Raw genomic sequence first — 14,553 nt, 5'->3', positions numbered from 1 at the left:
GGAAGCGCTGAGCGCAGTCACCCCGCCCGATACCTGAGGAAACCATCCATGAGCGCTTTGCCCGATATCCTGCACCAACCCATCCAGGCCTTGCTGGAGGAGGGTGACAAATTCTTCGATAAGGGCAAGCTCGACGCCGCGCTGCTCAAGTACGAGGAGGCCCGCGCGCTATTGCCCTCCGAAACCGAGCGCTGGGAAGCCAGTACCTGGGTGCTGGCCGCCATTGGCGACGCCAGCTTCCTGCTGGCGGACTTCGCGGGTGGCCATGCCGCGCTGTCGCAGGCGCTGCGCTGTCCGGAAGGGGCGGACAATGCCTTTATCCTGTTGCGTCTGGGTCAGTGCGAGTTCGAACTGGGACGGCCGGACAGTGCCCGCCAGATGCTCAGCCGGGCTTTTGCCGTCGGTGGTGACGAGGTATTCGAGGACGAAGATCCCAAGTATCTGGCCTTGGTCGATGCTTGAGTCTTGAGGACGCCGCATAAAAAAACCGCCCAAATTTTTATGGGCGGTTTTTTTTGCGCGGCAGCTTAACGCTTGAAACGTGCCTCGGCCAAGCGGTCGGCAACCGTGCTGGTCGGCAGTTGTTCGCGGTCGGCGCGGACGAAGACCTCGGCCAAGGTCTCGCCGATGCGGCGCACATGGGCTTCCACTTCGTTTTCCGGCTTGTCCAGGTACTCGTAGCAGACCTTGATGATACCGCCGGCATTGATCACGAAGTCGGGTGCGTACAGCACGCCCTTCTGCCGCAGCAGCTCGCCGATCTCGGCGGTGGCCAGCTGGTTGTTGGCCGCGCCAGCGACGATACGGGCCTTGAGACGGTCCAGGGTGCCCAGGTTCAAGGTGGCGCCCAAGGCGCAAGGTGCGTAGATATCGGCTTCCACATCGTAGATCGCCTCGACCGCCACCACCTGCGCACCCAGTTCTGCCTGGGCCCGCTCCAGGGCAGCCTGGTCGATATCGGCCACGATCAAGCGGGCGCCGGCCTGCTTCAAGCGGCGGGCATAGTCATAGCCGACGTTGCCCAGGCCTTGCAGGGCAACCACCAGGCCCTCCATGCTGTCGCGGCCCAGATGATGCTTGACCGCCGCCTGCGCGCCGACAAAGCAGCCCAAGGCGGTATAGGGGGAAGGATCGCCGCTGGCGCCCAGGCCTGCCACATAGCTGGTCTTGCTGGCCACATGGGCCATATCGTGGTGATGGGTGCCGACATCCTCGGCGGTCACATACCGGCCGCCCAAGCGCTCCAGCGCCTCGCCCAGCGCTTCGAACAGCGCCGGCGTCTTGTCGGTTTTCGGATTGCCGATAATCACGCTCTTGCCGCCGCCGATGGGCAAACCGGCCACGGCATTCTTGTAGGTCATCCCGCGCGATAGGCGCAGCACATCGTTCACCGCCTGTGCCTCATCGCGGTAGTTCCACATGCGGCAACCGCCCATGGCAGGGCCCAGATTGGTGTTGTGGACGGCGATGATGGCCTTGAGCCCGGATTTGGGTTCGCAGGCGAATACGACTTGTTCGTGGGCGTCGAAGTTCGGTTCGGAAAAGACAAAGGCGGTCATGCTGGAGGCTCCGCGCGGAAACGGCCGATGCTGCGTGGAGCCGGCGTTGTCCGCAGAAAAATCGTGTTTTTCGGGTTAGCGCGCCAGGACCGATAAGCCGTGGCGCGATTCGGTTGACAATTATGTCGTCAGCCAAGTGCGAATCGTAATGCGGGTAAGCCGCATTGGCTAGCACTGCGTCGCATCGGTGGCTGTGCTGCGTCGGTTTCTGCCAGGTACGGCTGGAATCGCGCCGTCCGGGCCATGCGGCAGTTAAATGTCTTTTGCATAAAAATTAAAGTCTCTGTTGTTTTACAACAGCGCATCGGATTGTAGTTGATAAAATAAGATGGTCATATATGTATTTGCTAAGGGTGTGAGTGGTAAATAGATATAAAGGAACAAGTAATCAATAGCCTATCCGAGTCTGGGTGATGTTTCAAGGTGTCGGCTTGTTTATGCTGGTATGGATGGCGAATGATTGGAACGATGAGTTATATGTACAGCCATGGCTTTCGCGGCTAGCGATGGAGCTATCCGGGGAAGATAAAGCGTTGGTTAATTTATTCGCGGTCTTGGCCGCATTTCAAAAATCTTCGGCAAGACAATTCAGCGGACGGTGCTGGTCTTGTCTTATTGAAAAAAAGGTAATCATCATGTCAGCTATCGCTTCTGTTCAAGGCTATCTTTCAATTCCCGCCGCCGAAGCGCGGGCCGAGGGGTCCTGGTTTGTCGCGCGTGGTTCCGGGAATCGTTATGAAGTCATGCAACTGGTCAAGTCGCCCTGCGCGGGTTCGTCAACGAGGGCTATGCCGGCCTCGACCGCCAATGGCACCCTGTCCGGAAACTCCTTCGAGCTGATCACTCCGTCCCAAAACGAATGAACCGCAGTGGTGCCATCGGTACGCCTATGGGTAGGGTTGGGTAAATCTGAACGGACCGAAAGGCGATTTCGGCCCGCTCAGCCTATGCCGCTTATCTCCGGAATGTTCCCAGCAGCAGACCGGCGCCGACAAAGGCCCCGCCGGCGGCACGATTGAACCATTGCATGCGTCGTCCCCGCTTCAGCCATTGCGCCAATTGGGCGCCGCCGCTGGCGTAGATGCACATCCAACCGGTTTCGATCACGATAAAACTCAGCAGCAGGATGCTGGCCTGCGCGGCGAAGGGCTGGTTACGATCCAGGAATTGCGGGAAGAACACCACGCCGAACAGGATGGCCTTGGGATTGGAGAGGGCAACCAAGATGCCGATGCGAAAGCGCGCCCAGGCGCTATCTGCGTCCGGACGTCCTTCGGTGCGCATATCGCTATCGGCGCTGCGCCAGGTCTTGATACCCAGATAGATCAGGTAGGCGGCGCCCAGGTATTTGATGGCGTCGAAGGCATGGCTGGAAGCCAGCAAGACGGCGCCCAATCCGCCCAGCGAGATGGACAGGATGATGGCCAGGCCGGCCAGCAGGCCCAGCATGGTGCTGAAGGTACGCGACAAGCCATGGTGTATGCCATGGGTCATGGCCAGCAACATGTTGGGACCGGGTGTGCCGGAGATCAGGAAGACGGCGGCGAGGTAGGCGAGCCAGATATTGAGCGACATGATGGTGTTCCTGGGTAGATGCTGGAAAGCAGCAGCCAGATGCTAGCATCGCTTCGATACGCGTGGCACTGGATAGTGCGGCTTGTTCGTGGTCTGTGAAATTCAATAATAATATCGATTATGATTGGAATCATCAGAAGGAATTTTTGCAAATGAGCAAGCCTGTTGGATGGAAAGCTGCACCAGTCAGCAATAGGGACGCCTGGCCGGTTCCTATCGGTATCTTCGGTAAGACGGCAATAAAACCAACACACGAAATTAAATTAGCGGATTCAAAAGGTAGTCGAGGAGATAGTATCTTTTACGTTTTCTTCCGTAGGATCCTGCAATTATTTTTCTGCTTCGGTGAACGCAAGCAGAGATCCGTAAGTGAGTCACGCCAAGATAATCAGTGCACTTCATTAAATAGCCGAGTCACACTTGCCAAAGCTGCGGAATTACCCGAAGGACCCGTGATGCCTCCCGCGAATTGGTGCGTAGAGCTAACGAACGCCCAGGCAGTGGAGCTCTTCGGCGAAAACGCGTTGTTATCTGACGAAACACCGGTGGTATTCACGGCAGACGCAGCCCCGATCACCAGTAAAGAATTTTATTGTGAACCCGCTAAAAATTTCCTGACCGCCACTTTACCCGCTAGCGACTCGCCGAGCTCACCAGCGGTCAATATCCAACCTTCATGGCCGGATGAACCAGGCGTATCGTCCTGCGGTAATGGCTTACCCGCTGTCGAAGAAGTCAATTCGGAAAAAGTGCTTGCCCTCGAAAAAATTCCCGCACCGGCTACACAAGCAGCGAGCGGCCCGAAAATCTCGTTCCTGGCTAATCCATTATCTATCGAGGCGGAGAAACCAACAGACGAGCAAGGTAAAAACGTAGCATCATGCGATGAAACCCGGCATCGCGACGAATCAAACCCGGATCTATTGTTTCCGAATCGGGGGCGAAAAATAAAAGGGGGGTGCTTTTCAAAGGTAAAGAAAAAACCAAGGCACCCTCCCGTTATAAAAAAGAAAGTAGTAAAAATCCTCAATGATGATGATCCAATATTGGAATTGCGCAAACGAGAGATAGAGAAGCGCATTCCAGGATTGGTGGATGAGTACGGAACTTTTCAATATTGTATTGCTGATTTGAAGGTTCGACTCAAAGATCTCCAGCCTAATTCCAAGCAAGCTGATAGTCGCCAAAAAGCGGAGGGCGTTGCACTGGGGGAAATACTGGAAATACAAGAAGGAAATTTGATGAAACTAAGGAATAAACTTGTAGAATTAAAAAAAGAATATCTTTCAAATCAAGGAGGTGCTCTGCATTTTTTAAATGTAATCGAGGCTGAGGAAAATAATTGGCGGGCAAGGAAATCTGCAAGACTTGATGAAGTTCAATCCGCTATGCAGCTTGAGCTGAAGAAAGTCATGGAAATCAGGAAATCAACTCCGGAAAATATAAAGCCCGAGGCGCGACGCGGCAGCGCACCTGCCGATAAGGAAAATGAGGAAAATGAGGCGATTTTAAAAAAAACCGACCATAACATTGCCGTGCTATCTTACGAATTAAAGGTAATAGAAAAATATTTGACAGAAAATAAAATAAGCTCCGGCCCGGCAGGGTTGTTCGACGAGGGCATGCTTTGATCCTTATCCTGATGTAATAGCGCCTTGCAGTGGCGCGAGCGGAGAGGTAACGCCACGCATATCCGTGCGACCAACAGTGCATCGCGCATGCCACGCTTGGCCATTTTTTGTCTTGCCCGGCGCCCGAGCTGGAAACAGCCATCGGCAGTAGAATGAATTCCTCATTATTCGACCCGCACTTGCCGCCATGGATTCCGTCTCCCTGTATCAGCAGCTATTGACCCGCGATAGCCGTTTTGACGGCCGTTTCCTCAGCGGCCTCGCCGCTGCCGGCCGCTACTGCCTACCTTCGTGCGCGACCCCGCCGGCTCCCTTCGAGCAGCTTGGTTTCTTCCGCAACGAAGCGCAGGCACGCAAAGCCGGCTTGCAGCCCTGCGAGTACTGCCGGCCCGATCTGTTCTACCAGGGCACGCCCTTTGATGAGCAACGCTACGAGGCGGTATTGCAAAGTCTGCATAGCGACGCACCTGGCGCACGGATGGCCGAATTGGCCCGCCAGGTGGGATTGACGCAGCAGCGGCTGGACCAATTATGCCGGCGGCACGGCCATCTACCGGCTGCGGCACTTTTGCTGCGCTATCGGCTGGAATGGGCGCAGCGCCGTCTGATGCAAGTGGCTGCGCCGATCGAAACGGTCGCGGCGGCGGCGGGTTTTGCCGATGGGGCGGCTTTCCAGCATGATTTTCTGCAAGCTTTTGCCTTGGCGCCGCAGGCCTACCGCGATCTGCCCGCCGGGAGCCAATTCTGCCTGTCGCTTCCCGCCGATTACCGTGCAACCGAAGTATTGGCCTATCTGGGGCGCGATGGCGACGGGCCGGCGGAACGCCTGCGGGGCAATAGCGTGACCAAGGCGGTATTGCTGCATGGCAGGCCGGTACGCCTGTGCATGCGGATCGAGGCGGAGACCGCCCACTGCGAGGTATTGGGCGAGGTCGCGCCGGATATGATGGTGGCGGCACACCATATGGCCCTGCGCTGCCTGGGTTTGGCCGAGCGGCCGACGCTGCCGGATGGCCAGGCACGCACAGCGGACGCAAAGCGTTTGTTGGCCATCCGACCGGGATTATGCCTGCCCTTGAGCGGCACGGTATTCGAGGCTTTGGTCTGGGCCATCGTGGGCCAACAGGTGAACCTGACCTTCGCGGCCAAGTTGCGGCGGGTGGTGATCGAGCTGGCCGGGCGGGAGGCCGGTGACGGCATGCTTGCGCATCCCGATATCGCCGCGGTGGCCGCGCTGGACCCCGCCGTATTGCACGGCCGCCAATTCTCCCGCTCCAAGGCCGAATACCTGGTGGGTACCGCGCGCTATCTGCTTGAACACGGCTGGGATATGGAGGCTTTATCGCGGCAATCGGCCCCTGCCATGCTGCGCCGTTTGACGGCTATTCGCGGCATCGGGCCCTGGACGGCCCAGTACACGCTGATGCGCGGCGCGGGATTCGGCGACTGCGTGCCGGTCGGCGATGCCGGGCTGGTATTGGCATTGCAACGCTTCTTCGCCCTACCGCAGCGCCCGGATGCTGAACAGACCTTGCAACTGATGGAGGGTTTCGCACCCTGGCGCAGCCTGGCAACGGCACATCTGTGGGCAAGCTTGCAGGAGGCCGCATGAAGAGGGATCTTGCCTGGGACGGTATTCCCTCGCCATTTGGCGACATGGTGGGTGTGGTCGATGAGACGGGCGCTTTGTTGAGCCTGAGTTTCGGGCCGGACGCGGTCGCCGCGGCAGAGCGGCGCGGTGCCCAATGGCAAGCGGCCAGGCTGGTGGAAGTGCGGCGGCAGCTGGGATCCTACCTGGCGGGAGAGCTACGCCGCTTCAGCCTGCCCTTGGCGGCACCCGGAACACCTTTTCAGCGGGAAGTATGGGCGGCGCTGTGCGAGATACCCTATGGCGAAACCCGCAGCTATGGCGAGTTGGCGCGTGCGCTGGGCCAGCCGGGGGCGGCGCGCGCCGTGGGTCGTGCCAATGCCACCAACCCTATCGGCCTGGTAGTGCCCTGCCATCGGGTAATCGGCGCGGACGGCTCGCTGACCGGGTATGCCGCCGGCTTGCCGCGTAAGCAAGCCTTATTGCGTTTCGAGCAAGCCCACCAGCCTTACCTTACCGGCACGCTGCCGCTTTTTCCGGAAGACTAGCGGTACGCCCGGCACCAAATGGCAAACGGGCCCGGATCGTTCGGATCCGGGCCCGTTTGCGTACGACTGGCGCTGTTTCAGCCCTTCAGCGGTTCGAGCAGCTTTTGCAGCTCGCCCGATTGGTACATCTCACCGATGATGTCCGAACCGCCGATGAATTCACCGTTGATATAGAGCTGCGGAATGGTCGGCCAGTTGGCGTATTCCTTGATGCCTTGGCGGATTTCATCGTCGATCAGGACGTTGACGGGATGGAACGACACCTCGCAGGCCTTCAGAATGCTGGTTGCCTTGGCGGAAAAACCGCACTGCGGAAAGGTCGGGGTACCCTTCATGTACAACACGACCGGGTTTTCGGTCACGGTTTGACGAATCTTTTCCTGGGTACTCATAGCGTTCTTCCTTGCGTGCGCCGGCTGTGGAGTCACAGCCAACGTTAAACGATTAAATTCAATCTGAAATTTTACGCGGCCGCTTCAGCAGCTGTCGATCTCCATTTTGCCCACCGTACGACCTTTTCCGTCGTACGCGATTCAGTCGGTGTTAACCCCGTTGCCGCTACAAGTACGTTTAAGCATTACCGATACCGACTGGACCAGGAGCACGCCATGAAAAAAATGCTATTCCCTCTTTTGCTCGTTACCGCCTCTTTGGGCGCCTTGGCCGAACGTGGGCAACAAGTTGAGTTGCGCGTCGAAGACCGCTACGGCCGCGCCTATCCCGAATACCATCAACGCAATCGTGCCTGGGTGGCGGGTGAGGAAGGCGAGCCGTACCAGCTGCGCCTGCGCAACCTGAGCCGCGAGCGCGTCATGGTGGTGTTGTCGGTGGACGGCATCAACGCGGTCAGTGGCGAAACCGCCGCCTTTCGGCAATCCGGTTATGTATTGGAGCCCTATGCCGATACGGTGGTGACGGGCTGGCGCAAGTCCATGGGCAGCGTGGCGCGCTTCTACTTCACCGATCTGGGCGATAGCTACGCCGCCCGTACCGACCGCCCATTCGACGTCGGCGTAATCGGTGCGGCCGTGTTCAATGAACGCCGCTACGTTCCGCCGCCGGCCGCCATCGCCAAGGAAGGCAATCGGCCGCCGATGGCCTCCCGCAAGGCGGAGAGCGCCGCCGCCATGGGCACCGGCCATGGTGAAATCGAGGAGTCGCATGTCCGGCGCACCGAGTTCGAACGGGCCAGCGAACAGCCGCGCGAAGTGCTGGCGGTGCGCTACGACAGCCGCCGCAACCTGGCGGCGGCAGGGGTGATCACCGAGCGGCGCTGGCGCGAACGGGCACGGGACCAACCCAGTGCATTTCCTCGCGAGGGGTTTACGCCGGATCCACGTTGGTAATTTGGACGGTGTTAAATACTTTGGCCGCTGGCCGGTCCTGGCCAATGGCCGCCGCTGACGCGTTCGATCCCGGCCAGGTCCTGCCAGCTTTGTACCTGGTCGAAGCCGGCCGCATTCAGCAGGTCGCGGCTGGCGGCGGCTTGATCGTAACCGTGTTCGAACAACAGCCAACCGTTCGGGCGTAGATAGGCAGGCGCTTCGCCGACGATGCGGCGGATATGGACCAGGCCGTCGCCTTCGTCGGTCAGCGCATTGCGCGGTTCGAAGCGCAGGTCGCCTTCGGCCAGATGATGGTCGGCGTGGGCGATATACGGGGGATTGGAGACAATCAGGTCGAAGCGCTCATCGGTCAGCGCGCTATACCAGTCGCTTTGCCCGAGCAGGATGGGGGTGGCGTGTCGTTCGGCATTCCGCATGGCGACGGCGAGTGCTTGTTCGGAGATATCGACCGCCCGCATATCCAGCAGCGGCCGATGCTTGCGCAGCGAAACGGGAATGATGCCGGAGCCGGTGCCCAGGTCCAAGGCGCTGCACGCCCGTTCCAGCGGGAGGCGCGCCAATGCCAGTTCCACCAGCAGCTCGGTTTCCGGACGGGGAATCAATACGGCCGGACTGACGATAAATTCCAGGCTGAAGAATTCTCTCGAGCCGACCAGATAAGCAACCGGTTCCCCTTCGTTGCGGCGCCGCAATAGATCGCGGTACTGCCCTGCCTGCTCGGTACTCAGCACCGTATCCGGCCAGGCCAGTTGACGGGTACGGCTCAAACCGCCGGCGTGGCTCAGCAACAGGCGGGCTTCCAGGCTGGGTAGCCCGCTGGCACGTGCCTCATCGATCAATTGCTTAACGCTGTTCATACCATGGCCCAGACTGGCCGAGGCGCCAGCGATATCGAAACGAACTGTTTGTGATAAAGAAAGCCTTGCACGCAATCGACCTGCAAGGCGCGGGCCAATTGCAGGTCCTCTTGCCGTTCCACCCCTTCCAGGATCACGCGGCAGCCGCATTCATGGGCGAAGCCGATCAGATGGGTCAGGGCGGCGCGACACTTGGCGTCGCGCGCGCGCGCCAGCCAGGAGCGGTCGAATTTAAACCAGTCCACCGCCATCAATACGTCCAGGGAAATCATCGAGTTTGGTGCGCCGATATCGTCCAGCGCCAGCCGGATGCCGCGGGCCGAAAAGGCTTGCGCCAGCTGCTGCGATAGCGAGGCATCGGTCACATTGGCATTCTCGATGATTTCCACCACCAGGCCTTGGCGCGGCGACATCAAGGTCAGCAGCGGATCGACCGGCTCGTTCGCGGTGACGGCATAGGCATCCGGATCGAGATTGACGAACAGCAGCTCGGCCTGCGTGGGTGCGTAGGCCAGCTGCAGGCGCTTCATATCGTATTCCAGCTGGAACAGGCTGAGCGGGCTGCCATGCAAGGCCTCGAACACGCCCTTGGGCGCCAGCGGCTGGCCGTCGGCCGCGTAAAATCGCGCCAGCGCTTCGTAGCCTATGGGTTCGTCGCGCTGCAGATCGACGATGGGCTGGTATTCGACGCCGTACCGCTGGTGGCGCAGCAGATCGAGCAGCACGGTGGCTGGCAAGCGGGCGCTGGCCGGATGGGCGGAGCGTTCGGAGATGGGCGAGAACATGGCGGTGATTATGACATGAGACTTAGGGAAGCCATGGAGCCGCGTTTACACTTATGCGGCGCGCGAAATCGATGGCAAGGCCGTCATACCAGGAAGATGGTGGCCAAGCCAAGAAAGATGAAGAACCCCATGCTGTCGGTGGCCGCGGTCAGGAAGACCGAGGAGCCGTAGGCTGGGTCGCGGCCCAGTTTGTCCATGGTCAACGGTACCAGCAGCCCGACCAGGGCGGCGACCTGCAGGTTGAGGATCATGGCAGCCGTCATCACCAGGCCCAGCTGGAAATCGCCGTACAGCAACCAGGCGATCAGGCCCAGTACACCGCCCCACACCACGCCGCTCAGCAAGGCGATGGCATGCTCCTTGACGATCAGGCGGCGCGCGCTGGAGGGGTTGATCTGTCCCAGCGCCAGGCCGCGCACGACCAGGGTGACCGTCTGGGTGCCGGTGTTCCCGCCTATGCCCGAGACGATGGGCATCAGCGCGGCCAGGGCCACCAGTTGGTGGATGGTGCCCTCGAACAGGCCGATGACGCGCGAGACGAAGATGGCGGTAAGAATATTGATCGCCAGCCAGGGCCAGCGATTGCGGGCGGATTGCCATACCGAGCTGAACAGGTCTTCGTCTTCCTTCAGGCCCCCCAGGCTGAGCATTTCCGCTTCGGATTCTTCGCGGATCACGTCCACCATCATGTCCACGGTCAGCCGGCCGATCACCTTGTGGGTGGAGTCGACCACGGGGGCGGAGACCAGGTCGTAACGCTCGAAAGCCTGGGCCGCGTCGCCGGCATCATCGTCCGGGCGAAACATCACGACTTCGTGGGCCATGACTTCGGAAACATCCCGGTCCGGATCGGTAATCAACAGGCGCTTGATCGGCAACACACCCTTGATGCGCTGGTCATTGTCGACCACGAACAGCTTGTCGGTATGGTGCGGCAGTTCATCGAAGCGGCGCAGGTAGCGCAATACCACTTCCAGGGTCACATCATCGCGAATGGTGACCATGTCGAAGTCCATCAGCGAGCCGACCTGGTCGTCGGCATAGGACAGCGCCGATTGCAGTTCGGCCCGTTCGTCCTCTTCCAGCGAGCCCATCAGCTCGGACATCACGTCCTGCGGCAGATCGGGCGCCAGGTCGGCCAGCTCGTCGGTATCGAGGTGTTCGGCGGCGGCCAGGATCTCGGCCCGGTCCATATCGGCCAGCAAGGTCTCGCGGACCGAGTCGGATACCTCCAGCAGCACATCGCCTTCGATCTCCGGCTTGATCAGGCCCCAGGCGATCAGGCGGTCTTCCAGCGGCAGCGATTCCAGCACAAAGGCGATATCGGCCGGATGCAGCTGTTCCAGGCGCTTTTCCAGCTCGGCCAGGTTCTGCTTGTGCACGATGGTTTCCACCAGGGCGTGCTTGTGCATATCCTGTTTGTGTACCAGGTTTTCCACCAGGCGATGGCGATTGAGGATGCGCACCACCTGCTGCAGGGTTTCCTGCAAGTTTTCTTTTGGCTTAGGGGCGGGAGCGGTCATACCAACAACCTCGGAACTGGCGGAAAATCGGGCGGCGTAAAAAGCCGCGCGAGTGTAGCACGGGTGTCCAGCTCATTATTGCCGGCCTGACGCCGTATGCCTCTTGAAATCGGCGTGGTTGGCTAAATTTGTCATCCGACGGAATGTGCTTCCACCCTCCTTCCATCTCAGGCAGGCTGCATACTAGGCTGCCTACGCCACGTGACCGCCTTTCATAAAAGAGTTCACCATCATGAATGTTCCCCACCTCGCCACCGCCCTGACCGGCCCGCTACTCGACCTTGAGCGCAAGATGCTGGCCGCCCAGCCCGATATCGAGGCGTGGTTCCGCAGTCAGTGGCTGGAAAATACCCCACCCTTCTATGGTTCGGTCGATTTGCGCAATTCCGGCTTCAAGTTGGCGCAGGTGGATATGAATCTGTTCCCGGGAGGTTTCAACAACCTGAATCCCGACTTCACGCCACTTTGCGTGCAGGCGGTACAGAGCGCACTGGAAAAGATCTGCCCGGATGCGCGGCGATTGTTGCTGATCCCCGAGAACCATACCCGTAATGCCTATTACTTGCAGAATGTGGCGTCCCTGACGCGCATCCTCAAGTTGGCGGGCTTGAATGTCCGGCTTGGATCCTTGAATCCGGAAATCACCCAGCCGACCACGCTGGCGCTCCCGAATGGCGGCTCGCTGACGGTGGAACCGATACAGCGCAAGGGACGCCGCGTCGGTGTGGAGGGTTTCGATCCCTGCGTCGTGCTGCTCAATAACGATCTGTCGGCCGGCATCCCCGATATTTTGCGCAATATCGACCAGAACCTGCTGCCACCCTTGCACGCAGGCTGGTCCACCCGCCGCAAGACCCAGCATTTTGCCCAGTACGATGGCGTGGCGTCGGAATTCGGCGAACTGCTGGGCATAGATCCTTGGTATATCAATCCGTATTTCGGCCAGGTCAGCCAGCTCGACTTCCAGACGCGCGAAGGCGAGCAGGAATTGGCCGCCGAGGTGGAGCGGATATTGGGCATGACCGCCGCCAAGTACCGCGAGCTGGCCATCGATGCCGAGCCCTATGTGATCGTGAAGGCCGATGCCGGGACCTATGGCATGGGTGTGATGAGTGTGAAGTCGCCGGAAGACGTGATCGGTCTCAATCGCAAGCAGCGCAACAAGATGGCGGTGGTGAAGGAAGGCCTGGAAGTGAGCGATGTGATCGTGCAGGAAGGTGTACCGACCTTCGAGACGATCGAGGATGCCGTGGCCGAACCGGTGGTCTATATGATGGATCGTTACGTGGTAGGCGGTTTCTATCGCGTCCATACCGAGCGCGGCGCGGACGAGAATCTCAATGCGCCCGGCGCCTATTTCAAGCCGCTGGCCTTTACCACGCCCTTGTCCACGCCCGACTGCGACGGCAGCCCCGATTGCGCCCCGAATCGCTTCTATGCTTACGGCGTGGTGGCTCGCCTGGCCTTGCTGGCCGCGTCGCGCGAGATCGAGGCCACGGAACCAGTACAAGAAGAAATCAGTCTTGCTATCTAAGTTCGCGCCCAGGGTGGGTGTGGACGATAGAACCTAGGAGGAAAAGATGAAGCTACGATATCTACCGGCCTTGGCCGGATGCTTGTTGGGCGCCAGCCTGGCCGTTCATGCCAATCCCGCCCCGGGCGAAGGCGCGCCCGCCGGCGCGCACGTGTCATTCGTCGGCTTGAAGGACGGTGCGGTGGTTCCTGCCACCGTGACGGTGAAATTCGGCATCAAGGGCATGAAGGTGCGGCCGGCCGGCGAGGATCCCTACGATAGGGCAAGCGGCCACCACCACCTGGTGATCGATGCACCGCCGGTTCCCCAGGGCCAGGTAGTGCCGACGGACGAGAAGCATATGCATTTCGGCAAGGGGCAGACCGAGGCTACCATCACCCTGACGCCGGGCCCGCATACCTTGACGCTGCAGTTCGCCGACGGCGCGCACAGTTCTTATGGCCCGGCCTTGGCTGCCACGGTGCACGTGAAGGTCGAAGACAAACCGGCCAAGTAAGCCGCATCCCTGGCGCAACCGACTGTTCCTGACCGGTCTCGCATGCGAGCGAGGCCGGGTCGGAAGGTTGCGTAAACCACCCAATACCGAGCCCCTTATGCGCCTGGCCTTTCTTGCCGACCCGCTGGAACATTTCAAGATCTACAAGGACAGCACCTACGCCATGATGCGTGAAGCGGCTGCGCGTGGACATGCGCTGTTCGCCTTCGAACAAGCCGATATGCGGGTGCTGCAGGGGCGTGTGCTGGCCGATATGCGGCCCATCACCCTGGCAGCGGAAGGGGGGAGCTGGTTTACCGCCGGCCCGCGCGAGACCTTGTCCTTGAACGAGGTCGATGCGGTGGTGATGCGCAAGGACCCGCCCTTCGACAGCGAATATCTCTACGCCACGCATTTGCTGGAACACGCCGAGCGGCAGGGCGCGCGCATCTTCAACAAACCCCGTGCCTTGCGCGATTTCAACGAGAAGCTGGCTATTTTGCGCTTCCCGCAATTTACCGCGCCCACCATGGTATCCAGCCAGGCCACGGATATCCGGGCCTTTCTGCGCGAACATGGCGATATCATCCTCAAGCCGTTGGACGGCATGGGCGGAAGCGGGATTTTCCGCTTGCGGCCGGAAGACCCAAATATTGGCACCATCCTGGAAACCCAGACGCATCACGGCCGTATCAGCTTGATGGCGCAACGCTATCTGCCGGCCATCGCCGACGGCGACAAGCGCGTACTGCTGATCGCCGGTAAGCCGGTGGATTGGTGCCTGGCCCGCATCCCCATGCAAGGCGAAACCCGTGGCAACCTGGCGGCCGGCGGCACCGGCGTGGCACGGCCCTTGAGTGCCCGCGACCGGGACATCGCGGAGACACTGGGGCCGGAGCTGTTTGCGGAGGGGCTGATGCTGGTCGGCCTGGACGTGATCGGCGATTCGCTGACCGAAGTGAATGTCACCAGCCCCACCTGTTTCCAGGAAATCAGCGCGCAATCGGGCATCAATGTTGCTGGTTTGTTCGTGGATGCAATCGAAGCCGCGCTTGGCTAACGTGGCCGGCGCTCGCCTGGTCTTACCCTGGCGCTGCTAGAATCAGCCCTAACGCAGTTCTTCGAGCTTGAA

15 protein-coding genes are annotated in these 14,553 nt (G+C 60.0%); 9 read left to right on the top strand and 6 right to left on the bottom strand.

Annotation, left to right across the window (positions count from 1 at the left end; genetic code table 11):
• Nucleotides 1–48: 48 nt before the first annotated feature.
• Entirely contained in the window at nt 49–462 is a 414-nt protein-coding gene (locus tag FNU76_RS10780) for a tetratricopeptide repeat protein (protein WP_144278204.1), read from the top strand.
• Between the two features lie 65 nt (nt 463–527).
• Here FNU76_RS10780 and FNU76_RS10775 read toward each other — a convergent pair whose 3' ends face one another.
• Nucleotides 528–1,559, bottom strand: coding sequence for a Glu/Leu/Phe/Val family dehydrogenase (locus FNU76_RS10775; RefSeq protein WP_144278203.1), 1,032 nt, complete (start codon nt 1,557–1,559; stop codon nt 528–530).
• A gap of 413 nt (nt 1,560–1,972) precedes the next feature.
• Here FNU76_RS10775 and FNU76_RS10770 point away from each other — a divergent pair, with 413 nt between their 5' ends.
• On the top strand, nt 1,973–2,422 hold the full coding sequence (locus FNU76_RS10770; RefSeq protein WP_144278202.1) for a hypothetical protein: 450 nt from the start codon (nt 1,973–1,975) through the stop codon (nt 2,420–2,422).
• 91 nt (nt 2,423–2,513) lie between these two features.
• Here the strand turns inward: FNU76_RS10770 and FNU76_RS10765 are convergent, their stop codons facing one another.
• Nucleotides 2,514–3,134, bottom strand: coding sequence for a LysE family translocator (locus tag FNU76_RS10765; RefSeq protein WP_144278201.1), 621 nt, complete (start codon nt 3,132–3,134; stop codon nt 2,514–2,516).
• 152 nt (nt 3,135–3,286) lie between these two features.
• Here FNU76_RS10765 and FNU76_RS10760 point away from each other — a divergent pair, with 152 nt between their 5' ends.
• The 3 genes from FNU76_RS10760 to FNU76_RS10750 all read left to right on the top strand — a co-directional run bounded on the left by FNU76_RS10760 (nt 3,287) and on the right by FNU76_RS10750 (nt 6,901).
• Nucleotides 3,287–4,765, top strand: coding sequence for a hypothetical protein (locus tag FNU76_RS10760; protein WP_144278200.1), 1,479 nt, complete (start codon nt 3,287–3,289; stop codon nt 4,763–4,765).
• A gap of 187 nt (nt 4,766–4,952) precedes the next feature.
• Nucleotides 4,953–6,377, top strand: a complete 1,425-nt coding sequence (locus FNU76_RS10755) for a DNA-3-methyladenine glycosylase 2 (RefSeq protein WP_144278199.1) — start codon at nt 4,953–4,955, stop codon at nt 6,375–6,377.
• On the top strand, nt 6,374–6,901 hold the full coding sequence (locus FNU76_RS10750; RefSeq protein WP_144278198.1) for a methylated-DNA--[protein]-cysteine S-methyltransferase: 528 nt from the start codon (nt 6,374–6,376) through the stop codon (nt 6,899–6,901). Before FNU76_RS10755 ends, FNU76_RS10750 begins: the two co-directional genes overlap by 4 nt.
• A gap of 77 nt (nt 6,902–6,978) precedes the next feature.
• Here the strand turns inward: FNU76_RS10750 and grxD are convergent, their stop codons facing one another.
• The gene (gene grxD / locus FNU76_RS10745; RefSeq protein WP_144278197.1) at nt 6,979–7,293 is read right to left on the bottom strand and encodes a Grx4 family monothiol glutaredoxin; all 315 of its coding nucleotides are present in this window, start codon (nt 7,291–7,293) and stop codon (nt 6,979–6,981) included.
• A 216-nt stretch (nt 7,294–7,509) separates the two neighbouring features.
• On the opposite strand from grxD, the gene FNU76_RS10740 reads away from it, so the two are divergent.
• Entirely contained in the window at nt 7,510–8,247 is a 738-nt protein-coding gene (locus FNU76_RS10740) for a hypothetical protein (RefSeq protein WP_144278196.1), read from the top strand.
• Nucleotides 8,248–8,258: 11 nt separating this feature from the next.
• Here FNU76_RS10740 and prmC read toward each other — a convergent pair whose 3' ends face one another.
• The 3 genes from prmC to mgtE all read right to left on the bottom strand — a co-directional run bounded on the left by prmC (nt 8,259) and on the right by mgtE (nt 11,412).
• Nucleotides 8,259–9,104 (bottom strand): peptide chain release factor N(5)-glutamine methyltransferase, encoded by an 846-nt coding sequence (prmC, locus tag FNU76_RS10735; RefSeq protein ID WP_144278195.1) that lies wholly within the window; start codon nt 9,102–9,104, stop codon nt 8,259–8,261.
• Nucleotides 9,101–9,889, bottom strand: coding sequence for an EAL domain-containing protein (locus FNU76_RS10730; RefSeq protein ID WP_223879304.1), 789 nt, complete (start codon nt 9,887–9,889; stop codon nt 9,101–9,103). The genes prmC and FNU76_RS10730 overlap by 4 nt, the downstream gene beginning before the upstream one ends.
• Before the next feature lie 83 nt (nt 9,890–9,972).
• Complete coding sequence (gene mgtE / locus FNU76_RS10725) at nt 9,973–11,412, bottom strand: magnesium transporter (protein WP_144278194.1); 1,440 nt, start codon at nt 11,410–11,412, stop codon at nt 9,973–9,975.
• Nucleotides 11,413–11,644: 232 nt separating this feature from the next.
• Here mgtE and gshA point away from each other — a divergent pair, with 232 nt between their 5' ends.
• The 3 genes from gshA to gshB all read left to right on the top strand — a co-directional run bounded on the left by gshA (nt 11,645) and on the right by gshB (nt 14,481).
• Nucleotides 11,645–12,946 (top strand): glutamate--cysteine ligase, encoded by a 1,302-nt coding sequence (gshA, locus tag FNU76_RS10720; RefSeq protein ID WP_144278193.1) that lies wholly within the window; start codon nt 11,645–11,647, stop codon nt 12,944–12,946.
• A 46-nt stretch (nt 12,947–12,992) separates the two neighbouring features.
• The gene (locus FNU76_RS10715) at nt 12,993–13,442 is read left to right on the top strand and encodes a DUF4399 domain-containing protein (RefSeq protein ID WP_144278192.1); all 450 of its coding nucleotides are present in this window, start codon (nt 12,993–12,995) and stop codon (nt 13,440–13,442) included.
• 97 nt (nt 13,443–13,539) lie between these two features.
• On the top strand, nt 13,540–14,481 hold the full coding sequence (gene gshB, locus FNU76_RS10710) for a glutathione synthase (RefSeq protein WP_144278191.1): 942 nt from the start codon (nt 13,540–13,542) through the stop codon (nt 14,479–14,481).
• Nucleotides 14,482–14,553: the final 72 nt, after the last annotated feature.

It is taken from the genome of Chitinimonas arctica (genome assembly GCF_007431345.1).
Lineage (GTDB): Bacteria > Pseudomonadota > Gammaproteobacteria > Burkholderiales > Chitinimonadaceae > Chitinimonas > Chitinimonas arctica.
This window is presented reverse-complemented; position numbering and strand designations above follow the sequence as displayed.

Bases quoted from the DNA above. Each gene is read 5' to 3' on its own strand.
- FNU76_RS10780 (WP_144278204.1), top strand. From the start codon at position 49: ATGAGCGCTTTGCCCGATATCCTGCACCAACCCATCCAGGCCTTGCTG.
- FNU76_RS10775 (WP_144278203.1), bottom strand. From the start codon at position 1,559: ATGACCGCCTTTGTCTTTTCCGAACCGAACTTCGACGCCCACGAACAA.
- FNU76_RS10770 (WP_144278202.1), top strand. From the start codon at position 1,973: ATGTTTCAAGGTGTCGGCTTGTTTATGCTGGTATGGATGGCGAATGAT.
- FNU76_RS10765 (WP_144278201.1), bottom strand. From the start codon at position 3,134: ATGTCGCTCAATATCTGGCTCGCCTACCTCGCCGCCGTCTTCCTGATC.
- FNU76_RS10760 (WP_144278200.1), top strand. From the start codon at position 3,287: ATGAGCAAGCCTGTTGGATGGAAAGCTGCACCAGTCAGCAATAGGGAC.
- FNU76_RS10755 (WP_144278199.1), top strand. From the start codon at position 4,953: ATGGATTCCGTCTCCCTGTATCAGCAGCTATTGACCCGCGATAGCCGT.
- FNU76_RS10750 (WP_144278198.1), top strand. From the start codon at position 6,374: ATGAAGAGGGATCTTGCCTGGGACGGTATTCCCTCGCCATTTGGCGAC.
- grxD (WP_144278197.1), bottom strand. From the start codon at position 7,293: ATGAGTACCCAGGAAAAGATTCGTCAAACCGTGACCGAAAACCCGGTC.
- FNU76_RS10740 (WP_144278196.1), top strand. From the start codon at position 7,510: ATGAAAAAAATGCTATTCCCTCTTTTGCTCGTTACCGCCTCTTTGGGC.
- prmC (WP_144278195.1), bottom strand. From the start codon at position 9,104: ATGAACAGCGTTAAGCAATTGATCGATGAGGCACGTGCCAGCGGGCTA.
- FNU76_RS10730 (WP_223879304.1), bottom strand. From the start codon at position 9,889: ATGTTCTCGCCCATCTCCGAACGCTCCGCCCATCCGGCCAGCGCCCGC.
- mgtE (WP_144278194.1), bottom strand. From the start codon at position 11,412: ATGACCGCTCCCGCCCCTAAGCCAAAAGAAAACTTGCAGGAAACCCTG.
- gshA (WP_144278193.1), top strand. From the start codon at position 11,645: ATGAATGTTCCCCACCTCGCCACCGCCCTGACCGGCCCGCTACTCGAC.
- FNU76_RS10715 (WP_144278192.1), top strand. From the start codon at position 12,993: ATGAAGCTACGATATCTACCGGCCTTGGCCGGATGCTTGTTGGGCGCC.
- gshB (WP_144278191.1), top strand. From the start codon at position 13,540: ATGCGCCTGGCCTTTCTTGCCGACCCGCTGGAACATTTCAAGATCTAC.